Origin of the sequence: Massilia sp. MS-15, assembly GCF_020176695.1 — a bacterium.
GTDB classification, from domain to species: Bacteria; Pseudomonadota; Gammaproteobacteria; order Burkholderiales; family Burkholderiaceae_D; genus Telluria; species Telluria hydrophila.
In genome coordinates this window covers 39,345-54,440 of record NZ_JAIWIA010000036.1, presented here as the reverse complement: position 1 = coordinate 54,440, position 15,096 = coordinate 39,345, and the positions used below count along the sequence as shown (strand labels likewise).

Sequence of the window (15,096 nt, the reverse complement as noted above, 5' to 3'; positions counted from 1 at the left end):
GCCGCGCCTCAGCGCAGGCTGATGGTGGTGCTGGCGCCAGCGGCCGGCAGGGCGAATTTCACCTGCTCGAAGCTGGGCGGCCCCATGTTGCCGAGCGCATTGTTGCTGAACGCGTGGTCCTCGGCGGGAATGCCCATCGCATTCATGTCCATCTTGCCGTTGCCGTTGGCGTCGTGGAACAGGGCAATGCCGTATTCGCCGGGCGGCAAGTCCTTGATGACGACGTCCAGGCTGCCGGCAGTGGCGGGGACCTGGACCGCCCTGGCCGGGCGTTTCAGGAAGCTGCCGGCGGAATCGTAGACGGCGACCAGGATCCGGCCCTGGGCCGAAGGAACGTCCTGGACACGCAGGTTCAGGTCGGCGGCGCTGGCGCCGCTACAGGCAAGGCCGGCGAGGAGGATGGCGTGGCGGAACAAGGGCATGGCAGGTCTCCAGTGGATGGTCGATGGAGAGCATTCTGGCAAGCCTGCGGACGCGGCGGCCGCGCTTGCGACGAAGCCGCGCGCAGGCGGCGCCAGTGGCAGTGGTACGGCGCGAAGCGTCGCTTCAATCGTGCCGGCGCGGCGTCGTGCGTCGACTTGCTATGATGGGGGCGTGGCGGCAAGCCCACCTTGCCGCCGGTCGCAGGAACGACAGGGAGGATGTCATGTACGAATATGGCAATGAATATGTCGGCACGGTGTTCGTGCTGCCCGAAACCCGCTGTTTCGAACTGAAGACCACGGTCCAGGGCGAGCCGGCCATCGTGCATGGCACGATTTCACAGCAGCTGGCGGCCCGCTTCACCGAGGGTGCGGCGCAGGCCATCGATCCGCGCCAGGTCGCCCTGCAGCCGCGCCGGGTCGAAGTGATGACCCGCGAGATCCACGAGCGCCACCGGGCGCCGCGCAAGGTCTATTGCCTGACCAGGCTGTTCGATTTCGAGCTCGCGCCCCAGGGCGATCCGGCCGCGGCCGTCGCCGGCTGAAGTCCCGCCCCGGCCACGCGAGGCCGCGACAACAAAACGCCGCCCGGCTTGCGCGGAGCGGCGTGCTTTGTCCGGACCGCCGTGGCGGTCCTCGCATGGTCTCAGGTGAAGGCGATGAAGCGCTCCGGAATATCGATCGTGCCCGCCTTGGCCGCGGCCGCATAGGCGCGCATCTCCGCAACGACAGCCTCGAGCTGCTCGTTGTCGGGATTCTTCAGGAAGCCCTTCATGCGCTCCTGCAGCGCGGCTTGCTGGTCGCGCCATTCGTATCGGGAAGACTTGCTCATGCCGCCTCCTCGCGGCCAACAGCCGCTGTCGTTTTTTTGTCCATGACATCCTCCTGTGTTAAGGGTGTCAGGCTATCACGCCTGCCCGCTCCAGGTCGGTGCGATGACGCACAGACCCTGTTTTGACCATATGGTCAAAATATGCTGCGGTAAAAGAGTTCTAGCCTTTCGGCAAGCAAACGGCGCGCTTCTTCCGGCGCCGGTTCGCTGCCCGGAAACAGGAAGCGCAGCACCGGGTCGCCATGGATGCACGCGATCAGGCAGGACGGCAGCTGGGCCCGCGGCAGGCCGGGGCGCAACTGGGCGCGTACCTCGGGCCGGGCAAAATAGCTGGTGGGGGCATCGCCCAGCCGGCCGCTGCTGCCGGCCGCGCAGGGCGCCGCCGCGGCCGCGCTGCCGCTGCCGCCGGCCATCCCGGTCGGCCTGCCGGCCAGCCTGCTCGGCCAGCGTCCCGACCTGGCGGCCAGCGTCGCCCAGCTGCGCGCGGCCAACGCCCAGGTCGGCGTGGCCGAGGGCGCCTTCTATCCTTCGCTGACGCTGACCTCGAACTTCGGCTTCGCCTCCGAACACCTGCGCGACCTGGCCAGCGGCGGCGCGCGCCAGTTCTCCTTCGGGCCGCTGGCGCTGTCGCTGCCGGTATTCGACGGCGGCCGCAATCGCGCCAACCTGGCGCTGTCGCAGGCGCGCTACGAGCGCGGCCTGTCCACCTACCTGGACGTGACCGAGGCCCAGCGCAGCTCGCTCGCGGCCGACCGCACGGCCAGCCAGATCCGCACCCAGCGCCTGCTGGCCAGCGTGGCGGTCGCACGCGCACTGGGCGGCGGCTGGACCCAGCGCGCAGCGCTGGCCACGGTCGCCAAGGCACCGTAGGCCAGGCTGCCCGCCGGGCAGGCGGGGCGGCCATCCATGCGGCTACAATGCGTGATCATCCAACCGTCTAGGATCACCATGCTCTTGCGCGCACCCGCCCTGTTCATCGCCGCCCTGTTCACGTCCAGCGGGGCCCTGGCCCAGTCCTGGCAAACGGTTCCCAGCCCCACCGGGGCCGAGCTGCGCGGCCTGTCCGTGGTCAGCGCCAGCGTAGCCTGGGCCAGCGGCACCAAGGGCACCGTGCTGCGCACCGTGGACGGCCAGGCCTGGCAAGCCATGCGCATTCCCGACGCCGAAGCGATCGACCTGCGCGACATCCAGGCCTTCGATGCCGACACCGCCGTGGCGATGGGCGCGGGGCCGGGCGCGGCCTCGCGCGTGTACCGTACCGAGGACGGCGGCGCCAGCTGGCGCCTGGTCGCCACCAATGCCGTGGCCGAGGGCTTCTGGGACGCGATGGCGTTCTGGGACAAGGACCACGGCATCCTGTTCGGCGACCCGGTCAAGGGCAGCTTCCAGGTGTATACGACCAGGGATGGCGGCCGCTCGTGGCGGCAGGCCGACGGCAAGGGCCTCGAGGCGATGCCGGGCGAGGGCGCCTTCGCCGCCAGCGGCACCTGCCTCACCGTGGCCGGCACCCACGACGCCTGGATCGCCACCGGCGGCGGCGGCAGCGCGCGCGTGTTCCACTCGCGTGACCGCGGCCAGACCTGGCGCGCATCCTCCACTCCGGTTCCGGCCGGCGCCGCGGCGCGCGGCGTCTTCTCGGTCGCCTTCCTGAATCAGAAGGAAGGCTTCGCCGCCGGCGGCGACTACAAGGAAACCCGCCTGGCCGGTACCAATGGCGCATATACCATCGACGGCGGCGCCAGCTGGATGCCGGTGCAGGTGGCTCCCGCCGGCTACCTGTCGGTGGTGGTGCCGGTGCCGGGCGCGCCGCGCGCGCTGGTGGCCGCCGGGCTGGCCGGATCGGGCTACTCGCTGGACGCCGGCCGCAGCTGGACCGAATTCGACCGTACGCCGCTGAACACGGTCGGCTTTTCCGGCCCGGCCCAGGGCTGGGCGGTCGGCCCGAAGGGCCTCTTGATGAAGTACGCGGGACCGGCGCTCGACCGCCCGGCATCCCGGCAGTGAACGCGGATGGAAGCAGGATCGGATCGGAATCGCCCCAACAATAACCTGACAGGAGACACCATGAACAAGCTGTTCGCCCCCCTCGTCCTGGCCGCCGCGATCGGCGCCGCCAGTGCCCCTGCCCTTGCCGCCGATGCCGCCGGTGCCGCCGGTGCCGCCAGCGCAGCCCAGCTGCAAGCCATGGGCAAGCGCTTCGCACCGGTCGAGCTGAAGGCCGACCTGTCGGCGCTGTCGAAAGGCGACCGCGCCGCCATGGCCAAGCTGATCGAAGCGGCGAAGATCATCGACACCCTGCAGCTGCGCCAGCGCTGGTCCGGCAACGAAGCCCTGTGGGCCGCGCTGCGCAAGGACGGCTCGGCGCTCGGCCGCGCGCGCCAGGACGCGTTCTGGCTGAACAAGGGCCCGTGGTCGGGCCTGGACGACAACCGCTCCTTCATGCCGGCCGAATATGCCGGCATCCGGATCCCGGCCAAGAAGCCGCTGGGCGCCAATTTCTATCCCGAGAACGCGAGCAAGGAAGCGCTGGAAAGCTGGATGAACGGCCTGCCGGCCGCGCAGAAAGCCGATGCCCAATGGTTCTTCACGGTGATCCGCAGTGGCCCGGACGGCAAGTTCCGCACCGTGAAGTATTCGGACGAATACCGGGCGGACCTGGAACGGCTGGCCAGCCTGCTGCGCGAAGCCGCGGCCGCCACCGACAATGCCTCGCTCAAGAAATTCCTGGGCCTGCGCGCCGACGCCTTCCTGTCGAACGACTACCTGGCCTCGGACTTCGCCTGGATGGACCTGGATTCGCCGGTCGACGTCACCATCGGACCGTACGAGACCTATAACGACGAACTATTCGGCTACAAGGCCGCGTTCGAGGCCTATGTCAGCATCCGCGACCAGAAGGAAACGCAGAAGCTGGCCTTCTTCGGCAAGCACCTGCAGGAGCTGGAAGACAACCTGCCGCTGGACAAGCAGTACCGCAACCCGAAGGTCGGCGCGATCGCTCCGATGGTGGTGGTCAACCAGGTAGTTGGCGCCGGCGACGGCAACATGGGCGTGCAGACCGCCGCCTACAACCTGCCGAACGACGAGCGCGTGATCCGCGAGCGCGGCTCCAAGCGGGTGATGCTGAAGAACGTACAGGAAGCCAAGTTCGCCTCGACCCTGATGCCGATCTCGAAGCTGGTATTGCGAGCCCAGGACCAGAAGGACCTCGACTTCGATTCCTTCTTCACCCACATCCTGGCGCACGAGATCATGCACGGCCTCGGCCCGCACCACACGAAGAAGGACGGCAAGGATTCCACGCCGCGCCAGGACCTGAAGGACGCCTACTCGACCATCGAGGAAGCCAAGGCCGACATCACCGGCCTGTGGGCGCTCGGCTACATGATGGACAAGGGCCTGCTGAAGGACACCCTGGGGCAGGGCGCGCAGGCCGAGCGCAAGCTGTACAACACCTTCCTGGCCTCGGCATTCCGCACCCTGCACTTCGGCCTGACCTCTTCGCACGCGCGCGGCATGGCGATCCAGATGAATTACCTGCTCGACAAGGGCGCCTTCGTGGCCAATGGCGACGGCAGCTTCTCGGTGGACTTCAAGAAGATCAAGGCGGCGGTGGCCGACCTGGACCGCGAATTCCTGACCATCGAGGCCACCGGCGACTATGCGCGCGCGAAGGCGATGATGGCGAAGTACGTGGTGATCCGTCCGGAAGTGCAGAAGGCGCTCGACCGCCTGAGCTCGCGCGTGCCGAACGATATCCGTCCGCGCTTCGTGACGGCGGAAGCGCTGGCCAAATAGGCTCGGCCGGGAGGGCGGGGAGGGCGGCCCCGCCCCGCCGCCAGGCCGATTGGTATGGACGCAACAGTGTTCCCGCGTTTTGCCCCACTTGGGCGGAAAGCCCTCTCGGTCCACTCGGCACGCATGTTATAGTCAATGCATTGCTTAGGGGAAATTATCGAGAGCCGCTCCCGTGCGGTCCCCGGCCTCCAACGACGAGAACATGACGACGAAGCCCCTTTCCACTGGCGCGCGGCTGGCCATCGGCTACGGCGCCGTGCTCCTCCTGATGACTGCCCTGGCGGTGCTGGCCGCGGGGCGCGCGGGGCAGATCGAGCAACTGCTGTTTCGCATCGACGAGATCAGCGGCATCAAGCAGCGCTACGCGGCCGAGATGCGCAGCAGCGTGCGCGACCGCGCGATCGCGGTGCGCGACATCGTGCTCGCCGCGGACCCCGTGGCCGCCGCCGCCCCGATCGCGCGCAGCAAGACCCTGGATGACGCCTATGCGCGCGCGGCGTCGCCGCTGGACGCGCTGTTCCACGAACTGCCCGGCATCCTGCCCGCAGAGCGCGACGCGCTGGCCGCCATCAAGGAGCAGGAAAGGCGCACCCGCCCGCTGGTCGAACGCGTGATCGCGCTGCACGCGGCCGGCCAGCTGCCCGAGGCCGCCGCCCTGCTGGCGCAGCAGGTGGCACCGGCCTATGTCGACTGGCTGGCCAGCACGACGCGCTTCATCGAACTCGAAAAGAAACTGGCGGACGACGACATGGCAGCGGCGCGCACGCTGGCCTCCGGCTTCGCCCAATGGATCGTGCTGCTGTGCGCGGGCGCGGTGGCGGCGGCCGTGATGGGAACCTGGTACGTGGTGCGCCGGCTGCCCCTGCCATCCGCGCCCGCGGGCGCCGCGCCGGCCGCCGCAGCGCCCGCGGCGACGGCTCCGCCCAAGCGGGTCGACGACATCGTCGGCGCGATCGACGGCCTGGCCTTCCGCGCCAACATCCTGGCGCTCGACGCCGCCGTGCAGGCGCTGCGCACCGGCGAGCCCGATGAGGGCCGCAAGGCCGTGGTGCAGGAACTGCAGGCGCTGGCGCTGCGCTCGAACGCCGTGGTGAAGGACATCCGCGACCTGGTCGGCAGCCCGGTGGCGCACATAGAAGACGCGGGCGCGCTACAGGCCATCGCGAACGCCGTGGCGCGCGTGACGGCGGTGACTTCCTCGATTGGACAGGAGGCGGGCCAGCCGGAGCCGCCCACCGAGTCCGCATTGCGCACCACGGCCTTGTTGCAGGCATCCACCGCGGCCGCCGCCATGGAAGCCGAGGCGCAGCGCCTGGTGGCCATGGTCGCCCCGGCGCTGCAGGGCGCCAGCGCCGCCGCACGCGCGGCCGGACAGAACTGACAAGATTGCCGTTCTAAAAACGGAGAAATATTTTCCCCAAGGGCGAGGGCGATTTCGCTTCAGCGCGGGCTAGAATTGCCGATAGGCATTTCACTGTCCTTGGAGAAACTCTCATGTTCAAGCCCCTGCTGCTTGCCCTCGGCCTGGCGCTTTCCGTTCCCGCGCTCCATGCCGCCGAGCTCACCGCGCTCGAGCAGCGCTGGCTGGCCGCCGCCGGGCCGGTGCTGGCCTATTCCCAGCAGCTCAAGCTGCCGCTCGACATTACCGTGCAGCCCCGGCCGCGTCCGGGCGACGTACCGCTGGCGATGGGCTTCGACCAGGGACGCTGCAAGCTCGTGATGTCCCTGCGCAACAATCCCGATGCCGAAACCGTGTTGGCCGGGATTCCCGAAGCCGAGCAGGCCGTGCTGATCGAAGCCATGGCGGCGCACGAGATCGCGCATTGCTGGCGCTACGCCCGCGGGGCCTGGCATGCGCTACCGGCCGGTTTCGTCGAAGTGGGCGACGAGCGTGCGGCCGATGCCGCGCTGCTGGCCGCATCGCGCGCGATGCGTGAAACGCGGCGCGAGGAAGGTTTTGCCGACCTGGCCGCCCTGGCCTGGACCCGGCGCAGCAATCCGGACGACTATGCGCGCGTCTACCGCTGGCTGTCCGGCGTGCGCGAGCGGGTGGCGGTGCCGCGCAGCGGCCACGATACCCGTGCCTGGGTGCGCCTGGCAGGCGATGGCGCCGCCTTCGGCGCGGCCGCCGCTCCCTTCGACGATGCGGTCGGCCTGTGGCGGGAAGGCCTGCTGCGCGCCGACTAGGGCTTGTTAGCAACATGTCCATACATTGTTCGGTGTCGCACAGATGCCGGCGGCGGTGAAGCGTCTAATGGACGCCATCACAACAACTGAACAAAGGGACCAATCATGAACAAGCTCCTCGCTACCCTGCTGGCCAGTGCCGTCGGCGCCACCATCGCCGCAGCCCCTGCCGCGGCCCAGAACGATGCTGCCGGCTACCGCAAGGCCATGCAGAAGATCGAGGCCGACCACAAGGCCGCCAAACAGAAATGCGACGCGCTCAAGGATGAAGACATCTGCGAAGAGCAGGCCGACGTGGCCCGCGCCCGCGCGGAACTCGATGCGGTCACCAAGCACGACAACACCGCGGCCCGGCGCGACGCCGCGCGCCGCAAGCTGGCCGAGGCCGAATACGAGCTGGCCGAAGAGAAGTGCGACGTCATGAAGGGCGACGCCAAGGACAGCTGCATGAACAATGCCAAGTCGGTGCGTACCGCGGCACTGGCCGAGCTCCGCGGCGGCGCCGACAGCCGTACCGGCGGCAGCGGCGCCACCGCGGCCACGGCGGCCGGCAGCGCCGGCCTGGTCGCGAGCACCGACACCAGGGATCCGGTGAAGGCCGCCGCGGTCGAGAAGTGCGCGGAGAAGGGCAGCAAGACCGCCTGCCTGGTCGAGAACAAGGACGCGCCGGATACCGCGCTGGAGCGCGCCGGCGAGAAGACCCGCAACGCCGCGGCGGCCGTCGTTGACAAGACGAAAAATGCGGCGCACAGCGTGGCCGACAAGACCCGTGAGATGACCGCCGGCGGCGCCGCCGCGACCGCGGTCGACAAGACCGAACGTGCCGGCAGCCGCAGCGCGGGCGCGATGTCGGATACCGCGATCACCGCCAAGGTCAAGGCCGGACTGGCCGCGCAGCCGGATACCAGCGCGCTGGCGATCAAGGTCGAGACCGAGAAGGGCGTCGTGATGCTGAGCGGTTTCGTCGAGTCGAAGGCGGAAGCCGAACGCGCCGAGAAGGTAGCCAAGGGCGTCGAAGGCGTGAGCAAGGTGAAGAACACGCTGAAGGTCAAGTAAGGCCTGCCTGCAGCGCAGGCAGCGCTGGCAGCCCGCGCCCTGGCGCGGGCTTTTTTACGCCTCCCGCGCCGCCCCGGCCGCAGCGGGCGGGCCCGTCCGCCTGCGCAGGTATAATTCCCGGGTGAACAAACTCGAAGCCTTCGGCTACATTGCCGCCCAGGCCGCGCGGGGAGAGATCAGTTTCCCCACCAGCGTGAACGCCGTGCTGCGCCTGCAGCTGGCCCTGGACGATCCGGATTGCCACGTGGACGAGGCGATCCGGCTGGTGCTGTCCGAGCCGCAGCTGGCCGCGCGCACGGTGGCGCTGGCCAACACGGCCGCCTTCGGCCAGGGCGGCATGCAGGTCACCAATGTGCGCGCCGCCGTGCTGCGCATCGGCTACCGCCGCCTGCGCGGGCTGGTGGCGGCGCTGATGGTGCGCCAGTTCGGCCATCGCATTGCCGACCGGGTGCTGCGTGCCAAGGCCGAACAGCTGTGGACCCATAGCGCCGAAGCGGCGGCGCTGGCGCAGGCGCTGGCGCGCCACGTCACGCGAACCGATCCCGACACCGCCCTGTTCGCCGGCATCGTGCACGAGGTCGGCGGCTTCTACCTGCTGTCGCGCGCCGACGAGTTTCCCGGCCTGCTCGAGGACGATACCGAGCACTGGAGCATGCTGGTGGAGGACGTGGCCAGCCTGGAGATCATGCGCAAGCTGGCGATCCCGGAAGCGGTGGCGCAGGCCATTGGCGCCTTGCGCGACGGCGTCCTGAACCCGGAGCCGCACACTTTGCTTGACACCCTGCTGCTGGCCAACCGCTACGCGCTGGTCGACTCGCCGCTGGGCGGCCCGGGTGCCAGGCCGGACGACACCGCGCCCGGCCTGCTGGACGCAGCCACGCTGCAGGTCCTGCGCAGCGAGGCTGCCGAGACCGCCCAGGCGCTGGGCGCCGCGGCGCTCGTTTGAATCCTGCTACTCCCAGCCGACGATGCCGGCGCGGCTGGCCTGCGTGAGGGCGGCCAGCTTCCGGTCGCGCAGTGCGCGCACGACGGCCCGCACCCGGGGCGTGCGCATCAGGTCCGGCAGCGCCGCGATCGCGAACTGGCGCCGCGCCGGAATCGGCAAGGGCAGGATTTTCACATCGGCCGGCTCCGGGAAGGTGGCCAGGCGCGGCAGGATCGAATAGCCCATGCCGCGGCCGACCATGGCGGCAATGCTGGTGTCGTTGGCCAGCAGGCGGCCCGGTTCGGCAGCAAAGCCCGCCGCGCGGCAGCGCGCCAGGATGTCCGCCGCGCCGCTGCAGCTCAGGCCGATGAAGGGAAGGGTACCGAAAGCGGGCCAGCCCGAGCTGCTCTCGGGCGGCAGCTGCAGGCTGCCGGGGACCACCAGCACGTAATCGTCGTGCAGGTAAGGGTGCGAGGCCAGCGGCCCCGCCAGCGGCAGCTGGGCAATGCCGATCTCGGCCAGCCCGTCCTGCAGGGCGCCAGTGACGTCGGCGCGCTGCTCGCAGCTGTCGTCGATGTCCACCCGCAGCCCCGGATGGGTCTGCGCCAGCGCTTCCACCACGTGGGGGAGCAGATGGGTGCCGACGCTGCGGAAACACGCGATGCGCACGACGCCATCGACGCCGCCGCCGGGTAGGGCCGCCTCGCGCAGCCCGGCTTCCAGGCGCAGCATCTGGCGCGCCTTGGCCAGCACCCGTTGTCCAGCCTCGGTCGGCCTCGCGCCGTCGCGGCCGCGTGCCAGCAGGCTGACGCCCAGTTCGCCTTCGAGTCCGGCGATCGCATGGCTGATGCGCGACTGCGTACAGCCCAGCTCCGCGGCGGCGGCGCTGAAACTGCCGTGCTCGGCCACCGCAACCAGCATCTTTAGTTGGTTCAGCTTCATGCCATCGAAATCCTTCATGTCAAGCCGGCCATTATCCGCCATTTCGGTTGTGCCTTCCTGGCGAGGAGCGCAGGATGGCGCTTCGACTCACTCGGTGAAACCAATCAATGAAGCCATTACCCTCGAACGCAGCCCTGATCAGCATCGACGTGCAGCAGGCCTTCAACGACCCCAGCTGGGGCCGGCGCAACAACCCCGATGCCGAGCACAAGATCGCCACGCTGCTGGCGGCCTGGCGCGCGACCGGCCGGCCGGTCTTCCATATCCAGCACCGCTCGGCGTCACCAAGCGGGCTGTTCCGTCCGGGGACCCCGGGCTACGAGCACAAACCCGAGGCGCAGCCGCTGGCAGGCGAGCCGGTGGTGGTCAAGGGCGTCAACAGTGCCTTCATCGGCACCGACCTGGAGGCGCGCCTGCGCGCGGCCGGCATCGGGACCCTGGTGATCGTCGGCTTGAGCACCGACCACTGCGTGTCGACGACGGCGCGGATGGCCGGCAACCTCGGCTTCGACACGTATTTCGTGGCGGATGCCACCGCGACCTTCGAACGTACCGGTCCGGATGGCCGGCATTACACGGCCGAGCAGATGCACGGCACGGCCCTGGCCAGCCTGCATGGGGAATTCGCCACCGTGCTGGGCGCGCAGGAGCTGCTGGCAGGCATGGGGTGTCACACGGCGGCGCGCGCCTGAACGCGGCCCTGCGCCAGCATCGTCGCAGCCAGTACCACGCCGGCCAGCGCGAGTCCGGCCGCGACCCACTGCGGCGCCGCGGACGAATAGCCAAGGCTCAGCGGGATCCCGCCGAGGAAGGCCCCCAGGGCGTTGCCGATATTGAAGCCCGACTGGCCCAGCGAGGAACCCAGCATTTCGGCGTCACGCGAATGCTCGATCAACAGCATCTGGATCGGCGGACCCAGTGCCAGCGCGTTGGCCCCGGTGGCGAAGGCCAGCAGCAGCATGGCCGGCTGCGATGCGGCGAACAGGCCGTTGCACAGCAGCAGGGTGCTCATGCCGGCCAGCAGGAGCAGGATCGCCTGCAGCGGCGGTACCCGGTCCGCCAGCCTGCCGCCCAGCAGCACGCCCACCGTCATGCCGACGCCAACCACCGTCATCACCATCGGGAGGCGCGCAGGCTGGAGGTGCGTGACCTCGGTCAGCAAGGGCGCGATATAGCTGAAGAAGGCGAAGAAGCCGCCGGTGCCGATCGAGGTGATCGCCAGGGCCAGCCACAGTGCGCGGCTGCGGAAGATGCGCAGGTCCTGGCGCAGGCTGGTGCGCGCGTTCGCCGCGATCGGCGGCACCAGTCGGCGCAGGGCGAACACGGTCAGCAGGCCGATCGCGGCCACCACCAGGAACACCGCGCGCCAGCTCAGGTTGTGCCCGAGCCAGGTGCCGGCCGGCACCCCGAACACGTTGGCCAGGGTCAGGCCGGTGAACATGGTGGCCAGCGCGGCCGCCACCTTGCCTTCGTCGGCCAGCTGGCGCGCCACCACCGCGCCGACGCCGAAGAAGGCGCCATGCGGCAGCCCGGCCATGAAGCGCGACAGCAGCATGACTTCGTAGTTCGGCGCAAAGGCCGACATCGCGTTAAACAGCGTAAACAGCGCCATGAACCACATCAGTACGCTGCGTGGCGGACGGTGGGCGAGCAGGCTGACCAGGGTCGGCGCGCCGACCACGACGCCCAGCGCATAGGCGGTAATCAGGTGGCCCGCCTGCGGGATCGTGATGTGCAGGCCGGCGGCGACGTCGGGCAGGATGCCCATGATGACGAATTCGGTCATGCCAATGCCGAAGCCGCCCAGGGCGAGGGGGAGGAGACTCTTCTTGATCAAGGTGGGAAGCGAAGTGGCGGGTGGAGCGGCACTATAGCGCCTGGCCGGCGCGCAGTCCGCTTTCCTCTGGTGATGACAGGTATGGGCTTGCGCTATGGCGCGCCGGACTCCATGCGCGGCCAGGCGATGCGCCCGTGGCCGGCATCGTCGAGGCGGGCGCGCAGCGCGCCCGCGTCCTGGACCGGCAGGCTGAAATCGAAGCGGACATCGTCGCCGTGCGCGACCGCGAGCAGGCGCGCGCCGGCCGCCTCGAGTTCGCGCCGCACCAGGCCTTCGAGCGCGTACGGGGCGGTGCAGCACAATTCCTGGCGCTTGATGATCGGCACCTTGCTTGCCTGGAGCAGGGCCTGGGCCACGCTGTCGGTATACGCGCGCACCAGGCCGCCCGCCCCCAGCTTGACCCCGCCGAAGTAGCGCACCACCGTGGCCAGCACGCCTTCCAGGTCCTGGTGGCGCAGCACGTCGAGCATCGGACGCCCGGCGGTGCCGCTCGGTTCGCCGTCGTCGACCGCCGCCGACTGGCCACCGGCCAGCAGGGCCCAGCACACGTGGGCGGCGCCTGGGTGGGCGGCGCGCAGGCTGGCCACGACCTGCTGGGCGCCGGCGCGGTCCGGCATCGGCTGGACGCAGGCGAGGAAGCGGCTCTTCTTGATGACGAGTTCGAACTGGACGGGAGCAGCGAGGGTGTAGGGCATGGCGCCGAGCGAAAGGAAAACAAAAAAGGCGTCACGATCGCTCATGACGCCTTCCTTGCTGAATCTTTGGTAGGCCGTGCTGGGCTCGAACCAGCGACCAACGGATTAAAAGTCCGCTGCTCTACCAACTGAGCTAACGACCCGAAGAAGCCGACATTATAGCGGCGTTTGCGTGAATATCCAAGTGCTTCGTGTCAATTGTTTCCAATACGGCCAATTCCCGCCTGCGGCGCCAAGTCCCCCCTTCGAAGGGGATGGGATGGACGGCGCCATCGCCGCACAATGGCCGCTCGACGTACAGCCAGTCCGTACCGCATCCACTGACCATACCGATAGGGGGTTCCATGTCCTCGCCAAGCCGTCTCGCCCTTGCCGTGTCGGGCCTGTTCATCCTGCCTTCCGCCCTGGCCGCGCCGCCGGCGCAGAAGGTCAAGCCGCCTGTCAGCCAGGCCTATATCGATCTCGCGACCTTCTCTGGCGGGATGCCGATGCCGCCCGGCGCCGCCGGCATGATGGGGAGCCTGCCGGGCGCCAGGAACAACGAGAACAGCTTCGGCATGACCCAGTCCCAGAGCCCGGGGCGCTGGATGGATGTGACGCTCCTGACCCGCAACAACGGCAAGCTCAGGACCGCGACCCAGAGCGTGCCGGCCGGCGCCAGGATGGGCCCGGTGCTGAACCTGCTGGCGCCCGAGCAGGGACCGGTCGAGCCCATTCCCGACGACACGCCGCAACCGGTGAAATTCGAGATGCCGAAAGGGAAAATGTACCTGTACTGGGGCTGCGGCGCCGAGGTGCGCAAGGGCCAGCCGCTGGTGATCGACCTGGCGAACATGGATTCCTCGCGGTTCGGCAAATTCTTCCAGAACCGCAGCGCCACCACCCGCGTGCCAGGACCGGCGCCCGGCCGCCCCGCCTGGCCGAACAAGACCGATGCGCGGCGCCTGCCGGACGGCGCCTCGCTGGTCGGCGAGCATGCGTTTGCCGGCGACGGCGTGGTGGATGGCTTCAGGTTCAACATCGACGCCCGGCACGACCTGATGCCTGCCGTCGAGGCCAGCCGCAGCGAGGCCGGCGGCGGCGTGCTGTTCAGGTGGAAGCCGATGCAGCAGGCCAGCGCCTGGTTCGTGCAGGCCATGGGCATGCGCGACACCAGCAAGGGCGGCGAGATGGAAATGGTGTACTGGAGCTCGAGCGAGCTGCCGGACATGGGCATGGGCCTGGTGAACTACCAGCCCAACGGTTCGATTGCCAAGTGGCAGAAGGAAAAAGTACTGCTGCCGGCCTCGGCCACCGAATGCGTGGCGCCGAAGGAAGCGGTGAGTGCGATGTCGATGTCGCGCGTGATCGCGTATGGCGAGGAACTGAACATGGCCTATCCACCGCGGCCGCAGGACCCGAAGATCGCCTGGGAACCGCAATGGGACCTGAAGCTGCGCCTGAAGTCGGTCGCCTCGCTGATGCCGGGCATGGACGGGGCGATGCAGGCGGCGATGGCGGGCCAGGATGGCGAGCCTGAGCAGCGCCAGGCGCCTGGCTCGGTAGCAGGGACGGCGAAGGAAGCCGCGAAGGAGTCGGTGACCAGAGGCGTGCTCGACTCGGTGGTGCGTGGCCTGTTCGGGCGCTGAGCTCGGGCAGGCGCGCACATCGGCCGCGGCAGGGGAGCGAGGCTTAACCCTCGACTTCCTTGTCCTCGGCAACGACTTCTCTCATGGAATGCGGCTCGAGCTTTTCCGCTTCGACATTCATGCGCACGAACAGGCCCCAGGTCGCCAGGATGGCGGCGGCGGCCACGCCGATGGCGGCCGAGTGCAGCAGGTATTCCGGACGGCCATGCATGAACTGGAAGACGCCGATCAGGCATTCGATCGAGAGCGAGACCACCACCACGATCAGGAAGCGCGACAGGAAGCGCCGCACCCGGGTCGGCGAGCTGATGTTGACCGAGCGCTGCACCTCTTCTTCCAGCACGGTCTGCCCCAGTTCCAGCGAGGCCACCGCGATCGTCAGCAGACCCACGCATTCCAGGATCAGTTCGAAGCGCTTGCGCACTTCCAGCCCGGTGCCGGGATTGAGCGCATCCCAGGTCTCCGCCCCGGCGAGCACGATCAGGCCCACGCCGCAGATGAAGAACAGGCCAACGATCAGCATGTAGCCGAGGAGGAAGACGTTCTGGATGAGTTTCACGATGAGCCTGACAAGAATAATTGTTTTTATTTTAACTCTATCTGGCCGTGTGTTCGTTTGGCGTCTTGGCAGGAGGCGGCGTCATATCTTGGCCTGGAGTGGCCCATGCCAATTGGGCATGCGGCTGCACGCACGTAGTCATGTGGCGCTGCGATGTGATGCATTGTCTAGACGGGGCGGGCTAACGGCTAGCACCTCACTCATGCTTTCGTAGA

At 68.8% G+C, this 15,096-nt stretch carries 16 protein-coding genes and 1 tRNA gene; 10 read left to right on the top strand and 7 right to left on the bottom strand.

What is annotated here, in order from left to right:
- Positions 1-8 precede the first annotated feature (8 nt).
- Positions 9-422: a DUF2141 domain-containing protein gene (locus tag LCI23_RS14780; RefSeq protein WP_224947210.1), complete on the bottom strand. Its 414-nt coding sequence runs from the start codon at positions 420-422 to the stop codon at positions 9-11.
- Positions 423-646: 224 nt separating this feature from the next.
- Here LCI23_RS14780 and LCI23_RS14775 point away from each other — a divergent pair, with 224 nt between their 5' ends.
- Complete coding sequence (locus LCI23_RS14775) at positions 647-967, top strand: hypothetical protein (RefSeq protein ID WP_224947209.1); 321 nt, start codon at positions 647-649, stop codon at positions 965-967.
- Positions 968-1,068: 101 nt separating this feature from the next.
- Here LCI23_RS14775 and LCI23_RS14770 read toward each other — a convergent pair whose 3' ends face one another.
- Positions 1,069-1,254, bottom strand: a complete 186-nt coding sequence (locus LCI23_RS14770) for a hypothetical protein (protein WP_224947208.1) — start codon at positions 1,252-1,254, stop codon at positions 1,069-1,071.
- Positions 1,255-1,587: 333 nt separating this feature from the next.
- Between LCI23_RS14770 and LCI23_RS14765 the strand changes: the two genes are divergently transcribed.
- From LCI23_RS14765 to LCI23_RS14735, 7 genes are all read left to right on the top strand, one after another.
- Positions 1,588-2,124, top strand: coding sequence for a TolC family protein (locus LCI23_RS14765; protein ID WP_374041178.1), 537 nt, complete (start codon positions 1,588-1,590; stop codon positions 2,122-2,124).
- A gap of 78 nt (positions 2,125-2,202) precedes the next feature.
- Complete coding sequence (locus tag LCI23_RS14760) at positions 2,203-3,258, top strand: hypothetical protein (protein ID WP_224947207.1); 1,056 nt, start codon at positions 2,203-2,205, stop codon at positions 3,256-3,258.
- A gap of 60 nt (positions 3,259-3,318) precedes the next feature.
- Positions 3,319-5,052 (top strand): hypothetical protein, encoded by a 1,734-nt coding sequence (locus LCI23_RS14755; protein ID WP_224947206.1) that lies wholly within the window; start codon positions 3,319-3,321, stop codon positions 5,050-5,052.
- 202 nt (positions 5,053-5,254) lie between these two features.
- Positions 5,255-6,433, top strand: a complete 1,179-nt coding sequence (locus tag LCI23_RS14750; protein WP_224947205.1) for a methyl-accepting chemotaxis protein — start codon at positions 5,255-5,257, stop codon at positions 6,431-6,433.
- A 113-nt stretch (positions 6,434-6,546) separates the two neighbouring features.
- Entirely contained in the window at positions 6,547-7,239 is a 693-nt protein-coding gene (locus tag LCI23_RS14745) for a hypothetical protein (RefSeq protein ID WP_224947204.1), read from the top strand.
- A 105-nt stretch (positions 7,240-7,344) separates the two neighbouring features.
- Positions 7,345-8,295 (top strand): BON domain-containing protein, encoded by a 951-nt coding sequence (locus tag LCI23_RS14740; RefSeq protein ID WP_224947203.1) that lies wholly within the window; start codon positions 7,345-7,347, stop codon positions 8,293-8,295.
- A 121-nt stretch (positions 8,296-8,416) separates the two neighbouring features.
- Entirely contained in the window at positions 8,417-9,241 is an 825-nt protein-coding gene (locus LCI23_RS14735; RefSeq protein ID WP_224947202.1) for an HDOD domain-containing protein, read from the top strand.
- 6 nt (positions 9,242-9,247) lie between these two features.
- On the opposite strand, the gene LCI23_RS14730 is transcribed toward LCI23_RS14735, so the two are convergent.
- Entirely contained in the window at positions 9,248-10,180 is a 933-nt protein-coding gene (locus LCI23_RS14730) for a LysR family transcriptional regulator (RefSeq protein ID WP_224947201.1), read from the bottom strand.
- Between the two features lie 89 nt (positions 10,181-10,269).
- On the opposite strand from LCI23_RS14730, the gene LCI23_RS14725 reads away from it, so the two are divergent.
- The gene (locus LCI23_RS14725; protein ID WP_224947200.1) at positions 10,270-10,854 is read left to right on the top strand and encodes a cysteine hydrolase family protein; all 585 of its coding nucleotides are present in this window, start codon (positions 10,270-10,272) and stop codon (positions 10,852-10,854) included.
- On the opposite strand, the gene LCI23_RS14720 is transcribed toward LCI23_RS14725, so the two are convergent.
- The 3 genes from LCI23_RS14720 to LCI23_RS14710 all read right to left on the bottom strand — a co-directional run bounded on the left by LCI23_RS14720 (position 10,833) and on the right by LCI23_RS14710 (position 12,837).
- Entirely contained in the window at positions 10,833-11,999 is a 1,167-nt protein-coding gene (locus tag LCI23_RS14720) for an MFS transporter (RefSeq protein ID WP_224947199.1), read from the bottom strand. The two genes, LCI23_RS14725 and LCI23_RS14720, sit on opposite strands and share 22 nt — an antisense overlap.
- A gap of 92 nt (positions 12,000-12,091) precedes the next feature.
- The gene (locus LCI23_RS14715) at positions 12,092-12,694 is read right to left on the bottom strand and encodes a YigZ family protein (RefSeq protein ID WP_224947293.1); all 603 of its coding nucleotides are present in this window, start codon (positions 12,692-12,694) and stop codon (positions 12,092-12,094) included.
- A 67-nt stretch (positions 12,695-12,761) separates the two neighbouring features.
- A tRNA-Lys gene (locus LCI23_RS14710) sits at positions 12,762-12,837 on the bottom strand.
- Between the two features lie 201 nt (positions 12,838-13,038).
- Between LCI23_RS14710 and LCI23_RS14705 the strand changes: the two genes are divergently transcribed.
- On the top strand, positions 13,039-14,322 hold the full coding sequence (locus LCI23_RS14705; protein WP_224947198.1) for a hypothetical protein: 1,284 nt from the start codon (positions 13,039-13,041) through the stop codon (positions 14,320-14,322).
- Between the two features lie 43 nt (positions 14,323-14,365).
- On the opposite strand, the gene LCI23_RS14700 is transcribed toward LCI23_RS14705, so the two are convergent.
- Positions 14,366-14,881 (bottom strand): hypothetical protein, encoded by a 516-nt coding sequence (locus LCI23_RS14700; RefSeq protein WP_224947197.1) that lies wholly within the window; start codon positions 14,879-14,881, stop codon positions 14,366-14,368.
- Positions 14,882-15,096: the final 215 nt, after the last annotated feature.

What these genes read in the sequence shown, in the direction of transcription:
- LCI23_RS14780 (WP_224947210.1), bottom strand. Translation starts at nt 422, where the DNA reads ATGCCCTTGTTCCGCCACGCCATCCTCCTCGCCGGCCTTGCCTGTAGC.
- LCI23_RS14775 (WP_224947209.1), top strand. Translation starts at nt 647, where the DNA reads ATGTACGAATATGGCAATGAATATGTCGGCACGGTGTTCGTGCTGCCC.
- LCI23_RS14770 (WP_224947208.1), bottom strand. Translation starts at nt 1,254, where the DNA reads ATGAGCAAGTCTTCCCGATACGAATGGCGCGACCAGCAAGCCGCGCTG.
- LCI23_RS14760 (WP_224947207.1), top strand. Translation starts at nt 2,203, where the DNA reads ATGCTCTTGCGCGCACCCGCCCTGTTCATCGCCGCCCTGTTCACGTCC.
- LCI23_RS14755 (WP_224947206.1), top strand. Translation starts at nt 3,319, where the DNA reads ATGAACAAGCTGTTCGCCCCCCTCGTCCTGGCCGCCGCGATCGGCGCC.
- LCI23_RS14750 (WP_224947205.1), top strand. Translation starts at nt 5,255, where the DNA reads ATGACGACGAAGCCCCTTTCCACTGGCGCGCGGCTGGCCATCGGCTAC.
- LCI23_RS14745 (WP_224947204.1), top strand. Translation starts at nt 6,547, where the DNA reads ATGTTCAAGCCCCTGCTGCTTGCCCTCGGCCTGGCGCTTTCCGTTCCC.
- LCI23_RS14740 (WP_224947203.1), top strand. Translation starts at nt 7,345, where the DNA reads ATGAACAAGCTCCTCGCTACCCTGCTGGCCAGTGCCGTCGGCGCCACC.
- LCI23_RS14730 (WP_224947201.1), bottom strand. Translation starts at nt 10,180, where the DNA reads ATGAAGGATTTCGATGGCATGAAGCTGAACCAACTAAAGATGCTGGTT.
- LCI23_RS14725 (WP_224947200.1), top strand. Translation starts at nt 10,270, where the DNA reads ATGAAGCCATTACCCTCGAACGCAGCCCTGATCAGCATCGACGTGCAG.
- LCI23_RS14715 (WP_224947293.1), bottom strand. Translation starts at nt 12,694, where the DNA reads ATGCCCTACACCCTCGCTGCTCCCGTCCAGTTCGAACTCGTCATCAAG.
- LCI23_RS14705 (WP_224947198.1), top strand. Translation starts at nt 13,039, where the DNA reads ATGTCCTCGCCAAGCCGTCTCGCCCTTGCCGTGTCGGGCCTGTTCATC.